The organism is Nocardia sp. NPDC050406, assembly GCF_044459025.1.
In the GTDB taxonomy this organism is placed as follows: domain Bacteria; phylum Actinomycetota; class Actinomycetes; order Mycobacteriales; family Mycobacteriaceae; genus Nocardia.
On the sequence record NZ_JBITIM010000001.1, the window covers coordinates 351,127 to 366,760 of the forward strand.

The window sequence follows — 15,634 nt, forward strand, 5'->3', positions numbered from 1 at the left end:
CGGGCCGTTGCCCACTGCGCGGAGTGGCTGCGGTCCGGTGACCGCGGAGTGAGCCCGGCGGCGGCACCGGCAACACGACGCCCTGCGTCTGGGGGCGCGCCGTGCCCGCGGTGGCATGTCGGGGCAGCTACGAACACGATATAGCCAGGTGACCGGCAGTCCAGGGAGTTCTCGCAGCTCACGAGGCCGACGCGAACCGATTCCGATTCCTGCCCGGGTGTGCCGCGGCTGCACGATGCCGCCGACGGCCCGCCCGCGCGTATCCGTGTGCCCGGTGGGCGGCTCGAGCCCGAGCAGTTGCTCGCCGAGGCGGCGCGCGATCTCGGCGACGGGGCCATCGAACTCACCTTGCGCGGGAACGCGTAGTTGCGGCGGGTGCGTGATGCGGCCGAGTTGGAATGCCGGTGCCGGGGGCACGCGCTGGGTCGGTGTGACCGCTTCGCCTACCTCCTCGTCAGCGCTGCGATTCCGGTGGAGTGACGCGGTATCCCTCGGGAGTGGCCTCGATATCGGTGACGGCGCCCCGTGGGCGGCCGCAACGGCGGTCGCAGCCGGACCAGTGTTGACGGCCCACCGCGACGACCTCCTCGGCCGGGATGCCGTGTGCGGGTTGTGCTGTGCCGGAAGGCAGTACGCGACCCGACTCGACAGCCTCGGCCGCGTCGGCGCGGACATCGGTGTGCGATTTGGCGCAGCCCGGCTGACCCGCGCAGGCCGTGACCTGGAGCCACGGGTCGGTGGCGTCGAAGATCAAACCCATGGGGGCCAGTACGCGGACCACCTGTTCGGCAGTCCATTCGTCGAGGTCGGTGATGACCAGGGTGCGCCACGGGGTCAGGTAGATCGGGCGTTCGATGGCGGCGACGAATTCGGCGGTGCGGGCAGCCAGGCTCCCGAGGCGCACTCCCGCGCCCAAGGTGACCCGGTCGTCGCCCTGTTGCAGCCAGCCGATCGGAATGTCCTGGCGCGCGGGCAGTTCCAACGCCTCGGCGACGGTGAGGTGTGGGTGCGCGGCACGCAGCCGCTCGGCGAGGGTGGCCGGGCCGTCCGGGATCTCATGCAGTCGCCACTGCCCGTCGCGCAGCTCGAGGAAACCCCGCGCCGCCGACAGCATGACCTCGACCGTGTGCTCGGCGGGCACCCGCAGCCCGGAGTCCGTGCCGCCCAACAGCAGTGCGTACTCGTGCTCGTCCACGGCGTGCACGCCGATATCAGCACCCAGGCCGCTGACATCGCCGCGCCCGTCGTCGAGGGTGAACAACACCCGCCCCGGCAGGTCCGCCAATCGCGCATCGGCCCGCAGGCCAGCATCCAGCGCCGGAACCAGGCCGTGCACATCCGACCAGCCGCCGATCCGACCGGACAGGGGCGAGGCGATGATATTGCGCACCCGCTCATGGGTGGCGCTGGGCAGCAGCCCGGCGGCATCGAGGCGACGCTCCAGTGCGGCGGCATCACGCACCTGCCGCAACTGCACGTTCCCGCGCGAGGTGAGTTCGATGGTGCCGTCACCCAGATCGCGCGCCGCCTCGGCGAGCGCGAGCAACTGCTCGGGCTCGAGCCGCCCACCGGGCACACGGATACGGGCGAGCGGGCCGTCGGCGGCCTCGTGCAGCCGCAGCACGCCCGGGCAGGAATCGGGATCGCTTCGAGTCATGACCAGTCCAGCCTACGGACCACACCGCAGCGCCCCGCGAGTGGCGGTGACGGCCACACTCGTCGCGCGCTATGCCTCCGGAGTACCGCGGTCGCGGACCCACCGGGGACTCGTATGCCAGTTGTCGTCGAGCAGGTTCGGACCACGGTGCTGTTCCACATGATCGCGGTGCACCGTGGTACTGAGCAGCAGCAGCGCGAACAGCAGCGTCGCCGCGCACACGCCACCCGAGACGATGGCCAACTCCGAATGGCCGGTGCCAGCAGCGGTCAAAGCCATTGCCAGCGTTGCGAAAGCAACCAGTGCGCAAAAGTATCCTGACCAGGCGGCGAACCGATTCCGCCTGACCCATCCAGGTGTGTTCGGCATACCCGCAGCGTACGCGCGGGCCCGGCGCGCGCGGATGAGGTTTGCAGCACTGTGATCCCGTCGCGATAGAGTCCGGGGGCTCGTCGGACGGAAGAAACCGGTGCAATTCCGGTGCGGTCGCGCCACTGTGACAGTCAGACCTTCCCGTCGGGCCTCGAACCATGCTGGGCGCGTAACCCTAGGAAGGCCGAACTCGTGATTCTGCTGCTGTCCACCTCCGACACCGATCTGCTGAGTGCGCGCGCCAGCGGAGCCGACTACCGGCTCGCCAACCCCGCGCGTCTGCTGCCGGAGGATCTGCCCGCCCTGCTCGACGGCGCCGACCTGGTGATCGTGCGCATTCTCGGCGGTGTCCGCGCCTGGGAGGAGGGCCTGGAGGCGGTGCGCGCCAGCGGGATCGCGCTCGTCGCCCTCGGCGGCGAGATCGCACCCGACGCCGAACTCATGGAGCAGTCCACCGTGCCCATCGGCGTGGCCGCCGACGCGCACAACTACCTCGCCGCGGGCGGCCCCGCGAATCTGCTGCAGCTGCACAACTTCCTCTCCGACACCGTGCTGCTCACCGGCCACGGCTTCGAACCGCCGGTGGAGATGCCGAGCTGGGGTGAGCTGGAGCGGCAGGCGCGACCGGTTGCCGAGGATGCGCCGACCGTCGCCGTCGTCTACTACCGGGCTCAGCAGCTGGCCGGGAACACCGCCTATGTCGACGGCCTGTGCACGGCCATCGAGAACGCCGGGGCGCGTCCGCTGCCGCTGTACTGCGCCTCGCTGCGCACCGCCGACCCGGAGCTGCTGCGCCGCCTCGGCGAGGCCGACGCCCTCGTGGTGACGGTGCTCGCCGCCGGTGGCACCAAACCCGCCACCGCGTCGGCCGGTGGCGAGGACGAAGCGTGGGACGTGGCCGCGCTGGCCGCGCTGGATGTGCCCATCCTGCAAGGGCTCTGCCTCACCAGCAGCCGCGAACAGTGGGAGGCCAACGACGACGGCCTCTCGCCACTGGACGTCGCCACCCAGGTCGCCGTGCCCGAATTCGACGGCCGCATCATCACGGTGCCGTTCTCCTTCAAGGAATTCGACGCCGACGGACTGTCCACCTATGTGCCCGACGCCGAGCGCGCGGCCCGCGTCGCCGGAATCGCGGTGCGCTACGCCAAGCTCCGGCACATCCCCAATGCCGACAAGCGCGTGGTGCTCATGCTATCGGCCTATCCGACCAAGCACGCGCGCATCGGCAATGCCGTCGGCCTGGACACCCCGGCCAGCGCGATTCGCCTGCTCACCGAAATGCGGGCCGCCGGTTACGATCTCGGCGCGCCCGGCGAGATTCCGGGGCTCGAGCAGGGTGACGGCGACGCGTTGATCCACGCGCTCATCGCCGCGGGCGGGCAGGACCCCGACTGGCTCACCGCCGAACAGCTGGAAGGCAACCCGATCCGCATCGGCGCGGACACCTACACGGCGTGGTTCGAGACGCTCCCGGATGATCTGCGCGAGCACGTGATCGAGGCGTGGGGACCGCCGCCCGGTGAGCTCTACGTGGACCGCTCCGCCGACCCCAAGGGCGAAATCGTCATCGCCGCACTGCGATTCGGCAATGTGGTGCTCATCGTGCAGCCGCCGCGCGGCTTCGGCGAGAACCCGGTCGCCATCTACCACGACCCGGATCTGCCGCCCAGCCACCACTACCTGGCCGCCTACCGCTGGCTGGCCGCACCCGAGGGCTTCCATGCCGACGCCATGGTGCACCTGGGCAAGCACGGCAATCTCGAATGGCTGCCGGGCAAGACGCTCGGCATGTCCGCCTCCTGCGGTACCGATGCCGCCCTCGGCGATCTGCCGCTCATCTACCCGTTCCTGGTCAACGACCCGGGCGAGGGCACCCAGGCCAAGCGCCGCGCCCACGCCACCCTGGTCGACCACCTCATCCCGCCCATGGCGCGCGCCGAAACCTACGGCGACATCTCGCGTTTGGAGCAGCTGCTCGACGAGCACGCCAATATCTCGGCGCTCGACCCGGCCAAACTGCCCGCCATCCGCCAGCAGATCTGGACGCTCATGCGCGCCGCCAAGATGGACCACGACCTGGGCCTCGAGGAGCGGCCCGACGAGGACGTCTTCGACGATATGCTGCTGCACGTCGACGGCTGGCTGTGCGAGATCAAGGATGTGCAGATCCGCGACGGCCTGCACATCCTCGGCCAGGCCCCGGCGGGGGAGACCGAAACCGACCTGGTGCTCGCCATGCTCCGGGCGCGGCAGCTGTGGGGCGGCGAAGTGAACGTGCCCGGCCTGCGAGAAGCCTTGGGGCTCAGCGAGGCTGGCGACGAATCGCGCGAACGGGTGGATACGTTCGAGGCGCGTGCGCGCGCCCTGGTCGCCGCCATGCAGGAGGCGGACTGGTCCGCCGACGCGGTCGAGGAGGTGACGGCGCGGCTCGTGGGCGAAACCGACGATGCCGCGACAGCGGCTGCGGCGCAACGCCTCTCGGCCGTCCGCTCGGTGCTGCGCTTCGCCGCCACCGAGGTGGTGCCGCGCCTGCGGCAGACCGGCATCGAGATCCAGCGCGTCCTGCACGCCCTCGACGGCGGATTCATCCCCGCCGGACCCAGCGGCTCACCACTGCGCGGCCTGATCAATGTGCTGCCCACCGGCCGCAACTTCTACTCCGTCGACCCCAAGGCCGTCCCGTCGCGGCTGGCCTGGGAAACCGGTCAGGCCATGGCGGATTCGCTGCTCCAGCGCTACCTCGCCGACCACGGCGAATACCCGAAATCCGTGGGACTCTCGGTGTGGGGTACCTCCGCCATGCGCACCTCCGGCGACGATATCGCCGAAGTGCTCGCGCTGCTGGGCGTGCGGCCGGTGTGGGACGAGGCCAGCCGCCGCGTCACCACCCTCGAGGTCATCTCCCTCGAAGAGCTCGGCCGTCCGCGCGTGGACGTCACCGTGCGCATCTCCGGCTTCTTCCGCGACGCCTTCCCGCACGTGCTCGCCCTGCTCGACGACGCGGTGCGCCTGGTCGCCGGACTCGACGAACCCGCCGAATCCAATTACGTTCGCGCGCACGCGCAGTCGGACCTCGCCGAACACGGCGACGACCGCCGCGCCACCACCCGCATCTTCGGATCCAAGCCCGGCACCTACGGCGCGGGCCTGCTCCAGCTCATCGACTCCAAGAGCTGGCGCACCGACGACGACCTCGCGCAGGTGTACACCACCTGGGGCGGCTACGCCTACGGCCGCGACCTCGACGGCGCACCCGCCGCCGACGATATGCGCTCGGCCTACCGCCGGATCGCGGTGGCGGCCAAGAACACCGACACCCGCGAGCACGATATCGCCGACTCCGACGACTACTTCCAGTACCACGGCGGCATGGTCGCCGCCGTGCGCGCGCTCACCGGCAAGAATCCGGAAGCCTACATCGGCGACAGCACCCGCCCGGATTCCGTTCGCACCCGGACGCTTTCGGAAGAAACCACCCGGGTGTTCCGGGCACGCGTGGTGAATCCGCGCTGGCTCGACGCCATGCGCCGCCACGGGTACAAGGGCGCGTTCGAAATGGCCGCCACCGTCGACTATCTCTTCGGCTACGACGCCACCACCAATGTGGTCGCCGATTGGATGTACGAAAAGCTCGCCGAGAGCTATGTATTCGACGAGACCAATCGCAAGTTCATGGAACAGTCCAATCCCTGGGCGCTGCACGGCATTGCGGAACGTTTGCTGGAAGCGGCGGAGCGAAAGCTCTGGGAGAACCCGGAATCCGACACCCTGGACCGACTGCGCCAGGTCTACCTGGAGACCGAGGGTGAGCTGGAGTAGCCGTTAGGCGGCGTAAGAGGACATTGGAGGACAACCCCGGCACCGGGGGTTTCCGCCTGCAAGTTTCTGAGAGGAACATAAGAATGGTTCCGGCGTCGGCTCGGGGAAGATGTCGGGACCATTCAATCCCATTCGAGGGAACCATAATTGGAAGTGGATTCCCGATTCGCCGCGTATTCGTCTCATGAGGTGAATCGGCTTCTCGATTGCAGGTAACACCATGAGTATCGCCAAAATCGCCGCTACCGCTTTACTTTCCATTGCCGCGCTGTGCGTGGCCACCACGACCGCCCATGGCGAGGTCGGAGTCGCCGGACCGGGTATCAGTGGTGTCGATCGAGGGGTCGAGTACACCACGACGCTCGCTCCGGACCGCAGCGCCGTCACCACCACCTTGGCCGCGGGACGCTTCGAAATAGGCCCCGACGCCGTCGCCGTCCTCGCGCCCAGCGGGGAGGCCATCGCCGCCATCCCGACCACCTACTACCTGCCCGACAGGGCGGTTCAGGTGGTGCCGCACCTGGATTCGACCGGCACCCAACTGACGGTCCGTCCGGCCAATGCCGCCGATGTGGCCGCGCCGGGTCTCGAAACCGTCGCGCTACAGCATGTCGCCGATGCCGGGTCGATCGTGGCCGGGGCGCTCATCGGCTGCGTGGTCGGTGTCGTGATCGGTATCTGGTTCTTCCTCGTCGGCGCCGTCATCGGCTGCGGGGTGGGCGGTCTGCTCGGGGCGATCATCGCGGGACAGCGATGACACCCTAGTGGCCGGAGCGCAGACCGCCCCTTCACCGCCGGACGCGGGCAGTCCGGCGGTGAAGGCCGCATCCGTCCACGGTCGTACCCCGAACCACGCTCGTGGACGGATGCCACGTACCGCTCGCGCCCCTACGGTTGAGACATGTCTTGGAACGATGTCGCCACCGCCAAATACGCGCTGCTCACGACCTACAAGAAGGACGGCACCCCGGTAGGCACCCCCGTCTGGCTGGCTCCCGACGGCGCCCGGGTCCTCATCTGGACCGCCCCGAAATCCTGGAAGGTCAAACGTATCCGCCGCAACCCGCAGGTCACCCTCCAGATCTGCGACAACCGCGGCAACCCGCGCGGCGACGAAATCCACCCCGGAACCGCCCACCTTCTCGACGCCGACGGCACCCAACGCGTCCGCGATCTGGTAGGCCGCAAATACGGCATCGTCGGCCAGCTACTCATCAAGGGCCACAAACTCTTCCGAGGTAAGGACGCCGCCATCGGCATCGCCGTCGACCCCCAACCCGCCGCCTGAGCCACCATCGGGACGGCACCCCCGCGTCATCCCGGTGTGGCGTCGCCCGCGCCTATACGCGCGAAACGGCAACCGGCAGTAGCGAATTCGGGCCATTTTGTCTGCCTAGCCAGCGGTATGGCGGGGGAGGCGCGAAACGGCAACCAGCAGTGGCGGATTCCGGCCTGGCGTGTGCCGGAGTGACAGCGCCGGGAGTCGTCGCGACCGGAATCGAGCAAGCCAGGAGTTCCTGCACGGTGTGCGCGACGGCAGCGCCGCGCCACCGGTCAGCTGTCCGCCGTGATTTCCAGGCCGATGGTGCCGTTCTTGCCGCGGCGCAGGAGGCTGCCGTAGACGCCGAACCAGCCGGGGATGCCGTACTTGCGTTTGATGAGGCTGCGGACGCGGTCGGTGCCCGCGGCGTCGAGGATGGTGCCGGTACCGGTGATGACCGCGCCGCGGGGTTTGCCGAGGGCGTCGCACGGTTGCAGGGTGACCTGGGGGTTGCGACGCAGGCGCTTGACCTTCCAGCTGTCGGTGACCGTCCAGATGTAGAGGCGACCGGCGTCGAGGGCCGCCCAGACGGCGGTGCCGACGGGGGTGCCGTCCTTGCGGAAGGTGGTCAGCAGGACGTAGTTGGCGGTGCCCACCGGGCCGAACGGGTTGTCCACGCCCGCAGCCTATCCCGCCGCCGGTTCGTTCGGAACGGTCGGTTCGTCCGCCATGTGGTACTCGCCCGCCTCCAGACGCGCGAGCAGCCCACCGGTCCACTCCGTGAGATTGGCGAACACGCCGCTCCACAGTTCGAGTAGATCCACCGAATACGGTGCGACGTGGCGGCCGGGGAATTCGGGGATCATCGCGAGCAGCCCGACCCGAATCTCCTCGCTGCGCTCCCGCTGCTCGCGCAGCAACTCCACCACCCGCGCCCGCGGCAGCGCGTCCATGAAAGCGATCCCCGCGCCGAGCTCCTCCATATCGGCACTGACCAACGCGGTTTCGAGTAACCGCACAAACTCCGCCTCGCCCGCGTCGGTGATCTCGTAGAGCGTGCGCCCGGGCCCCTTGGCGCTGCCCTCGGTGCCGAGCGCGCGCAGGCTGCCCTCCTGGGCGAGCTGCTTGAGCGCGTGATGAATCGACCCCGGCTTCACATTGGTCCACGTCTCCGCCCGCCACGACAGCAACTCCTGCCGCACGGCATAGCCGTAGGTGGGCTGGCGATGCATGCGCACGACGCCGAGTACGAGCAGACGCACAGCGGACACGGTTGAACCTTCCCTCGGTGAGTACGGCGAACCCATGGTAATCAAATTTGACTTCCCGATCGCACCGACCCTACGCTGGACTAGTCAAATTTGATTACCAATTCGTGAGGTGATTTCGACGATGTCTGGCGTCTCCGTGCCGGTGCTGTGGGGCGGGAATCTGCCCGAAACCTTGGACTTCTATCGCGCGCTCGGCTACCAGGTGACCTCCGAACAGACTCGGCCCTACACCTACGGCGTGGTCGAGCGCGATGGGTACGCGGTGCACTTCGGGCCGACTCCGAAGGACGGCGTCGACGCCCAGGTGGCGTACGTCGGCTGTCTGGTGCTCGTGGACGAGGTCGAGCGGCTGCACGCCGACTTCACCACGGCGCTGCGCGCCCGCTACGGCAAAGTGCCCGTTCGCGGCAATCCGCGCATTACGCGCTTCCGTCCGGGGCAAACCCGTTTCACCGTGGTCGACCCGGTCGGCAACGCCATCATCTACATTCGCCGCGACGAACCCGACTTCGAATACGGCGGCGACAGCTCCCTCGAAGGTCTGGCGCGCGTCCTCGACAACGCCCGCATCCTGCGCGACTCCAAGAACGACGACAAGGCGGCCGCGCGCGCCCTCGAATCGGGCCTGAAGCGGTTCGGGGCCACGGCCCCCGCGGTCGAGAAGGGTCGCGCCCTCGCCCAGCTCATCGAAATCGCCACCGCGATGGGCGATTCCGCCCGTGCCGAGAAGATGCGCCGCCAACTCGGCGACCTGGAGCTGTCGGAGGCCGATCGCGCCGAGGTGGCCAAGGAACTCGATATCGTCGGCGACCTGGCGCAGTGGCTGGAGAAGGAAGGATAGGCCGATTACGCCGCGCGGGTCAGGATCTCCGGACCCGCGTCGGTGATGGCCACCGTGTGCTCGGAATGGGCGGTGCGCGATCCGTCGGCCGAGCGCAGCGTCCAGCCATCCGGATCGGTGACAATGCGATCCGTGGTGGCGGCGAACCACGGTTCGATGGCGATGGTGAGGCCGGGCCGCAGCCGAAAACCTCGACCCGCCTTGCCCTCATTGGGAATGTGCGGATCCTCGTGCATGGTGCGCCCGAGGCCGTGGCCCCCGTATTCGGTGTTCACGCGGTACCCGTGCCCGTGCGCCACCTCGGCGATGGCGGCGGAGATATCGCCGATCCGATTGCCCGGCACGGCGACCGCGATGGCCGCCGCGAGGGCCTCCTCGGTGGCGCGGACCAGGCGCACATCCTCCTCGGCCGCGGTGCCGACGATCACGGTGGTGGCGGCATCGGCGACCCAGCCGTCGATGCCCACGGCCAGGTCCATGGTCAGCACATCGCCGTCGCGCAGGTCGTAGTCGAACGGCAGGCCGTGCAGTACGGCGTCGTTCACCGACAGGCAGACGGTGTTGCGGAACGGTCCGCGCCCGAACGAGGGGGAGTAGTCCCAGTAGCAGGACTGCGCTCCACGCTGTCGAATGCGTTCGCGCACATGGGCTTCCAGATCCAGGAGGTTCACTCCCACCTGGGCGCGCTCGCGCAGCTCACCCAGTACCTCGGCCACGAACCGTCCCGTCACCCGCATGTTCGCGATCTCCGCCGGGGACTTCAACTCCACCATGACAACCTCTCCAATTCGGTATTTTTATACCACTGTAGCCGGTTGCGGTATTTAAATACCAAACGTAGGGTGGGCGGCATGGTTCGACTCCCCTTGACCCCGGCGCAGATCGAGGCCGGTCGCCGCCTCGGCGCGGCCCTGCGCACGGCGCGGGCCGGGCGCGATCTCCACGAGGTCGCCGCCACCGCCGGAATCTCCCCGGAGACCCTGCGCAAAATCGAATCCGGCCGCCTGCCCACACCCGCCTTCGCGACGGTCATCGCCTTGAGCCGCACCCTCGACATTCCCTTGGACGAGCTCGCCGAGATCACGCACCCGACCGCCGTGGCGCACCGGTCCGCCTCCTGAGCGACACTGTCAGTCGACGCTGAGTTCGACCGGCACGGCGATGACATCGACCATGGCCCCATTGCGCAGCACCGTCACCGGCAGCGGGCGGCCGATCGCCTCGGCGAAGAGTTGCCGTTGAATGCCCTGGGCGTCCCGGACTTCCACGCGGGCCACACTGAGCACCAGGTCGCCCCGGCGTAGTCCGGCCCGTTCGGCGGGTCCGCCGCGCACGACCTCCACCAAGCGCAGCCCGGCATCCTGTCCGGTGCGCGCGGCCACCGCTGTCGGCAGCGGGGCTGGAACGCCGACCACGCCGAGGTAGGCGCGCCGCACCCGACCCTCGTGCAGCAGCGTGGTGATGATGCGGCGCGTGGTCATCTTGATGGGGATCGCCAACCCGAGCCCGATACCCGCCACGGCGGTGTTGATCCCGACCACCCGCCCGGCGGAATTGGCCAGCGCCCCACCGGAATTGCCGGGATTGAGCGCGGCATCGGTTTGAATGACATCCTCGATCACCCGCACCGTGCGCCGATTGCCGACCGGCACCGCCCGGCCCAGGGCGCTGACCACCCCGGCCGTCACCGATCCGGCCAGACCGAGGGGACTGCCGACGGCGACGACGAGTTGACCCACCACGAGATTGTCGGCATCGCCCAGGGCCGCCGCGCGGGGTGCGCCGCCGCGGGCGCGCAACACGGCGAGATCGGAGAGCGGATCGACCCCCACCACATCGAATTTCGACTCCACCCCGTCGGCGAAGACCACGCTGCCCGAGGTCGACGACCCGACGACATGGGCATTGGTGAGCAGGAACCCGTCATCGGTGAAGACCACGGCGGAGCCGCCGCCGCGGCGAGTCTGCACGCTCGCGACATGCGGGGTGACCGATCGGGCGACCGCGATCACGGTGCGCGAGTACGCGTCCAGGGCGTCGGACTCCGGCTCGCCACCGAGCAGGCGGGAGACATCGCCCGCCGGGATCTCGGAGCTTTCGGCACGGCTCGGTGAGCCCGCGGCGTCTTCCGGCGTCGACAGGGTCTCGTCGTCCATGACGACCACCACCCGATTACGTGATTACAGAGTTGTTCCTCCAGGATGCCCGCGGTGGGTGGGGTTGGCATGGTGTTCGCGGTTGGCGGAATTGGCCTGAGCGGTATTGGCCTGAGCGGTCGAAAATCGCGGCCGGATGGTCGAAATCGACGTGTCGGTGCGAATTCTGACCGTTCAGGCCAAAGTACCTCACGTCGCCTGACTCACCGAAGACATATGAAAGTCCGGCACCCGCAGCGCTGGCATAGCCGTCCGCGTGAACCAATCCTTCCACTCCCGGGGCAGGGTGACCTCCGTACGCCCCGCCTCGGACACGCGCCGCAACAGATCCAACGGGCTCTCGTTGAACCGGAAGTTGTTGACCGCCGCGGTCACCTCACCGTTCTCGACCAGATACACCCCATCCCGGGTCAGCCCGGTCAGCAGCAGCGTCGCCGGATCGACCTCACGGATGTACCACAGGCACGTGAGCAGCAGGCCGCGCTCGGTGCGGGCGATCATATCGGCGAGCGAGGCCTCCGAGCCGCCGGACAGCAGGAGGTTCTCGCCGGGCAACGTGACCGGTGCCTGGAATTCGGCCGCGGTCGCGCGCGGGTAGACCAGGGATTCGATGACGCCCTCGCGAATCCAGTCGGTGCGCCGGGCGGACAGGCCATTGTCGAAGACCGACATCGACTCCGACGAGGCGGGCGTGGCGACGAACGGGCGGTACTCGAGGCCCGATGCGCTCGGATCCGAGTACAGGGTGAGCGGAATCTCGGTGAGGCGCTCGCCGATTCGGGTGCCGCCCTTGCGGGCGAAGGCGGTATGGCCCTCGTGCGCGCCGCGACCCTCCATGGTCCACGCCATGTAGATCATGAGGTCCGCGACCGCGGAGGGCGGCAGCAGGGTTTCGTAGCGCCCGGCGGGCAGGTCCACGCGGCGCTTGGACCAGTCCAGTCGCCGCGAGAGTTCCGCCAGCAGCGTGGGGGTGTCGATATCGGTGAAGTCGTAGGTGCCCGCCCCGACCCAGGCGCTGGCCAGATCCGCGCCCTCGCCGCGCTTCCCATTGATCTCGACCGAACCGGTCGGTTGTACCCAGCGGCGGCGCACGCCGGTGGAGGTGCCGAGCCAGGTCGAGTGCATCTGGTGGTGGGCGAACCCGTAGAGCCGGTCCGCGCCATCGAATCCCACCGCGAGATCGCGGGCCAGACCCTCGAAGACGGTGATGTCGGTGGTGGCGGGGGAGCCGTCCCAGGCCAGACTCGAGTCCAGGCCGTCCGCGTCGAGAGCATCCGGATCCAGCAGCGGCATGGCGTCTTTCGCCGGTTCGGCGGTGCGCGCGGCCTCCTCGCTGGCGCGCACCACGGCCTCGATATCGGCGGCCTCGACGCTCGTGGAGCCGACACTGCCGACGCGCGCGACGGTCGGGCCCTCCCGGAAGATCGAGACGACCGCCCAGTCCCGGGAGATGGCGGAACCATTGGTGGTCATGGAGTTTCCGGCCCACCGCAGCGAGGCGTCGTGCGCGTCGGTGACGATGACCATCGCCTCGTCGGCGCGCGAGAGCCGCAGCGCCGACTCCACCACCTCGGGCGCGGGCAAGACATTCGCCACCGCCGCGAGACCGTCGTTACCGCTTCGTGCGCTCACCGCGCCCCCTTCACGCTCATCGTGTCGTCCCCGCTCATCGGGCACGGGTGTGCTCGCCGTTCGGCGCGGCTCACTGCCCGGCCTCGGTACGGGTGTTGAGGATGTTGATGCCGCGCACCAGGACCGACGGGCAGCCGTGGCTGACCGCCGCGACCTGCCCGGGCTGGGCCTTGCCGCAATTGAACGCGCCGCCGAGCACCCAGGTGGAGGGGCCGCCGATCGCCTCCATCGAGCCCCAGAAATCGGTGGTGGTCGCCTGGTAGGCGACATCGCGGAGTTGACCGGCCAACTCGCCGTTGCGGATTCGGAAGAAGCGCTGGCCGGTGAACTGGAAGTTGTAGCGCTGCATATCGATCGACCAGGACTTGTCGCCGACGATGTAGATGCCGTCCTCCACCCGCGAGATGAGCTCGGCGGTCGTGGTGTCGCGCTCGCGGTCGGGCTGTAGCGAGACATTTGCCATCCGCTGGATCGGGACGTGATGCGGGGAGTCGGCGTAGGAGCAGCCATTGGAACGCTCGAGGCCCAGGCGCGGTGCGAAGACGCGGTCGAGTTGGTAGCCGACGAGAACGCCGTCGCGCACGAGATCCCATTGCTGTCCCGCGACGCCCTCGTCGTCGTAGCCGACCGAGGCGAGTCCGTGGGTCTGGGTGCGGTCACCGGTGACGTGCATGATCGGCGTGCCGTACCGCAGCGTGCCCAGTTTGTCGGGGGTGGCGAAGGAGGTGCCCGCGTAGGCGGATTCATAGCCGATGGCGCGGTCGTATTCGGTGGCGTGGCCGATGGATTCGTGAATGGTCAGCCACAGGTTGGAGGGGTCGATCACCAGGTCGGCGGGGCCGGGGGAGACGGTGGGGGCCTTCACCTTCTCGGCCAGCCACTCCGGTATCCGCGCGAGTTCGCCCGCCCAGTCCCAGATTCCGTCCGCGCCGGTGACGTACTCCCAGCCGCGACCCGCGGGGGCGGCCAGGGTGCGCATGGTCTCGAACACGCCCGCCGCCGAGTCGACCGTGATGGCCTCCAACACCGGTTGCAGGCGCACCCGCTGCTGGGTGATGCGTGAGCCGAAGGTGTCGGCGTAGAAGGTCTGCTCCTTGACCTGGAGCAGGTTCGCCGTCACGTGATCCACGCCGTCGGCGGCGCGCAGCCGCTCCGAATAGTCCAGCAGCAGCGCCGTTTTCTCCGGGGTCGGCACCGTGAACGGGTCGATGTCGTAGTCCGACACCCACTCCACGCCGTCGTACACCGGCTCCGGGGCGAGCTCGATGTGCTCCCGATTCAAGGCCCGCAATGTGGTCGCGACCGTGACGGCACGTCGTGCCACTTCGGCCGCGGCTGCCGGACTCAGCACCGCGTGCGAGGCGAAACCCCAGGTGCCGTCGACGATCACCCGCACCGCGAAGCCGAGATCGGTGCTGTCGCTGACCGATTCGACCCGGCCGTCGCGCAGGCTGATGGACTGCGTGACCAGGCGATGTACCCGCAGATCGGCATAACTCGCGCCCGCCGCACGGGCCGCCGAGAGGGCGGCGTCGGCGAGCGCGGTCAGCGGCAGCGCGCGGAAATCCTCGTCCACGACCTTGGTTGCGATGCTCACCCGGTCCACGCTAGAGGCGACACGCGGGCGGTTTCAACATTATTGAAACGCGGCGCGAAATACACACCGTGCAAACGTGCACACGCTGCAACAATGCACGAACTGCGAAGAGGCACACCATGAAACACGCACGTCGACGGCGTGGACATGCCGCGTTTTGCTGTTCGAATGCCGTAGGGTCTGCCCGCGTGCCGCCATCCGCACTCCGTGACCGCAAACGCGAACGCACCCGCCGCGCCCTCCACGAGGCCGCCGTCGAGCTGTTCGAGTCCCGAGGCTATGAGGCGACGACCGTCGCCGATATCGCCGCCGCCGCCGAAGTCGGCACCAGAACCTTCTTCAACTACTTCGCCAGCAAAGAGGAACTGCTGTTCCCCGAACCCGACGAACGGGTGCAGGCCGCCGTGCAAGCCATTGCCACGCGACGGCCCGGGGAGCGACCCGTCGAGGTGCTGTTGCGGGCGTTGCGCGCCGCGGGCGACAACCCCGGCGATCATCTCGGCGACACCCTCGCCGCCCGCATCTCCGTACTGCGCGCCCAGATCTCGCGCACCGTGCCCGCCGTGAGCGGGCGCGCGGCCTACGCGCAGTTGGCCTCGCAGCAGGAGATCGCTCGACAGTTGCGGGCCGCCTTCCCCGACGAGCTCGACGACGTCGGCGCGGCCGCGCTCGTGGGCGCGGTGGTGGGGGCCGTGTCGGGCGCGCTCACCGTGCTGTTCCAGCAGCCGGGTCTGGACGAGGGCGACCTGCATCGCAAGATCCAGGAGACCACCTCGAAGGTCTTGGCTCCGTGGCTGTCCGAACCGCCCAGCCCGCCACCGCTGCGAGAACCGGTGCAGCGCACGACGGTCCGCTCGCTGCCGACCGAGCGGCTCACCGTGCACCGCGTGGACAGCGGCACCGGGCCGCTGGGCGTGGCTGAACCAGCCCGCCCGGAACCGGCCTGGTACCAGGGGCATTCGGCGCGCCAGAGCGTCGAGGACGACCTACCGCTGCCCGAGGACGTCCTGGTCTGACGGCCCGCC

Annotated in this window: 15 protein-coding genes; 7 read left to right on the top strand and 8 right to left on the bottom strand. The window is 69.0% G+C overall.

The window, feature by feature from the left end; translation table 11 throughout:
• Positions 1–219 precede the first annotated feature (219 nt).
• Positions 220–366 carry a hypothetical protein gene (locus ACIBH2_RS01600; RefSeq protein ID WP_397112264.1) on the top strand — a complete coding sequence of 49 codons (147 nt, stop codon included), beginning with the start codon at positions 220–222 and terminating at the stop codon, positions 364–366.
• Between the two features lie 88 nt (positions 367–454).
• On the opposite strand, the gene cobG is transcribed toward ACIBH2_RS01600, so the two are convergent.
• Together cobG and ACIBH2_RS01610 are read right to left on the bottom strand one after the other, a co-directional pair.
• Positions 455–1,657 carry a precorrin-3B synthase gene (gene cobG, locus ACIBH2_RS01605; RefSeq protein WP_397112266.1) on the bottom strand — a complete coding sequence of 401 codons (1,203 nt, stop codon included), beginning with the start codon at positions 1,655–1,657 and terminating at the stop codon, positions 455–457.
• A 69-nt stretch (positions 1,658–1,726) separates the two neighbouring features.
• Positions 1,727–1,936, bottom strand: coding sequence for a hypothetical protein (locus tag ACIBH2_RS01610; protein ID WP_397112268.1), 210 nt, complete (start codon positions 1,934–1,936; stop codon positions 1,727–1,729).
• A gap of 285 nt (positions 1,937–2,221) precedes the next feature.
• Here ACIBH2_RS01610 and cobN point away from each other — a divergent pair, with 285 nt between their 5' ends.
• The 3 genes from cobN to ACIBH2_RS01625 all read left to right on the top strand — a co-directional run bounded on the left by cobN (position 2,222) and on the right by ACIBH2_RS01625 (position 7,139).
• Positions 2,222–5,851 (top strand): cobaltochelatase subunit CobN, encoded by a 3,630-nt coding sequence (gene cobN / locus ACIBH2_RS01615; protein ID WP_397112270.1) that lies wholly within the window; start codon positions 2,222–2,224, stop codon positions 5,849–5,851.
• A 220-nt stretch (positions 5,852–6,071) separates the two neighbouring features.
• Positions 6,072–6,608, top strand: coding sequence for a hypothetical protein (locus ACIBH2_RS01620; protein ID WP_397112272.1), 537 nt, complete (start codon positions 6,072–6,074; stop codon positions 6,606–6,608).
• A 144-nt stretch (positions 6,609–6,752) separates the two neighbouring features.
• On the top strand, positions 6,753–7,139 hold the full coding sequence (locus tag ACIBH2_RS01625) for a PPOX class F420-dependent oxidoreductase (RefSeq protein ID WP_397112274.1): 387 nt from the start codon (positions 6,753–6,755) through the stop codon (positions 7,137–7,139).
• A 266-nt stretch (positions 7,140–7,405) separates the two neighbouring features.
• On the opposite strand, the gene ACIBH2_RS01630 is transcribed toward ACIBH2_RS01625, so the two are convergent.
• Together ACIBH2_RS01630 and ACIBH2_RS01635 are read right to left on the bottom strand one after the other, a co-directional pair.
• Positions 7,406–7,789: a PPOX class F420-dependent oxidoreductase gene (locus ACIBH2_RS01630; RefSeq protein ID WP_397112276.1), complete on the bottom strand. Its 384-nt coding sequence runs from the start codon at positions 7,787–7,789 to the stop codon at positions 7,406–7,408.
• A gap of 9 nt (positions 7,790–7,798) precedes the next feature.
• Complete coding sequence (locus ACIBH2_RS01635; protein WP_397112278.1) at positions 7,799–8,383, bottom strand: PadR family transcriptional regulator; 585 nt, start codon at positions 8,381–8,383, stop codon at positions 7,799–7,801.
• Between the two features lie 121 nt (positions 8,384–8,504).
• Here ACIBH2_RS01635 and ACIBH2_RS01640 point away from each other — a divergent pair, with 121 nt between their 5' ends.
• Complete coding sequence (locus ACIBH2_RS01640) at positions 8,505–9,224, top strand: glyoxalase (protein WP_397112280.1); 720 nt, start codon at positions 8,505–8,507, stop codon at positions 9,222–9,224.
• 5 nt (positions 9,225–9,229) lie between these two features.
• Here ACIBH2_RS01640 and map read toward each other — a convergent pair whose 3' ends face one another.
• A complete protein-coding gene (gene map, locus ACIBH2_RS01645) occupies positions 9,230–9,997 on the bottom strand; it encodes a type I methionyl aminopeptidase (protein WP_397112282.1) in 768 nt (255 codons plus the stop codon).
• Positions 9,998–10,075: 78 nt separating this feature from the next.
• Between map and ACIBH2_RS01650 the strand changes: the two genes are divergently transcribed.
• Positions 10,076–10,345: a helix-turn-helix transcriptional regulator gene (locus ACIBH2_RS01650; protein WP_397112284.1), complete on the top strand. Its 270-nt coding sequence runs from the start codon at positions 10,076–10,078 to the stop codon at positions 10,343–10,345.
• A 9-nt stretch (positions 10,346–10,354) separates the two neighbouring features.
• Here the strand turns inward: ACIBH2_RS01650 and ACIBH2_RS01655 are convergent, their stop codons facing one another.
• The 3 genes from ACIBH2_RS01655 to ACIBH2_RS01665 form a co-directional block, all read right to left on the bottom strand.
• A complete protein-coding gene (locus tag ACIBH2_RS01655) occupies positions 10,355–11,380 on the bottom strand; it encodes a S1C family serine protease (protein ID WP_397112286.1) in 1,026 nt (341 codons plus the stop codon).
• 189 nt (positions 11,381–11,569) lie between these two features.
• Positions 11,570–12,907 carry a metallopeptidase TldD-related protein gene (locus ACIBH2_RS01660; RefSeq protein WP_397116759.1) on the bottom strand — a complete coding sequence of 446 codons (1,338 nt, stop codon included), beginning with the start codon at positions 12,905–12,907 and terminating at the stop codon, positions 11,570–11,572.
• A 175-nt stretch (positions 12,908–13,082) separates the two neighbouring features.
• Positions 13,083–14,609: a TldD/PmbA family protein gene (locus ACIBH2_RS01665; protein ID WP_397112288.1), complete on the bottom strand. Its 1,527-nt coding sequence runs from the start codon at positions 14,607–14,609 to the stop codon at positions 13,083–13,085.
• Between the two features lie 188 nt (positions 14,610–14,797).
• On the opposite strand from ACIBH2_RS01665, the gene ACIBH2_RS01670 reads away from it, so the two are divergent.
• On the top strand, positions 14,798–15,625 hold the full coding sequence (locus tag ACIBH2_RS01670; RefSeq protein WP_397112290.1) for a TetR/AcrR family transcriptional regulator: 828 nt from the start codon (positions 14,798–14,800) through the stop codon (positions 15,623–15,625).
• Positions 15,626–15,634: the final 9 nt, after the last annotated feature.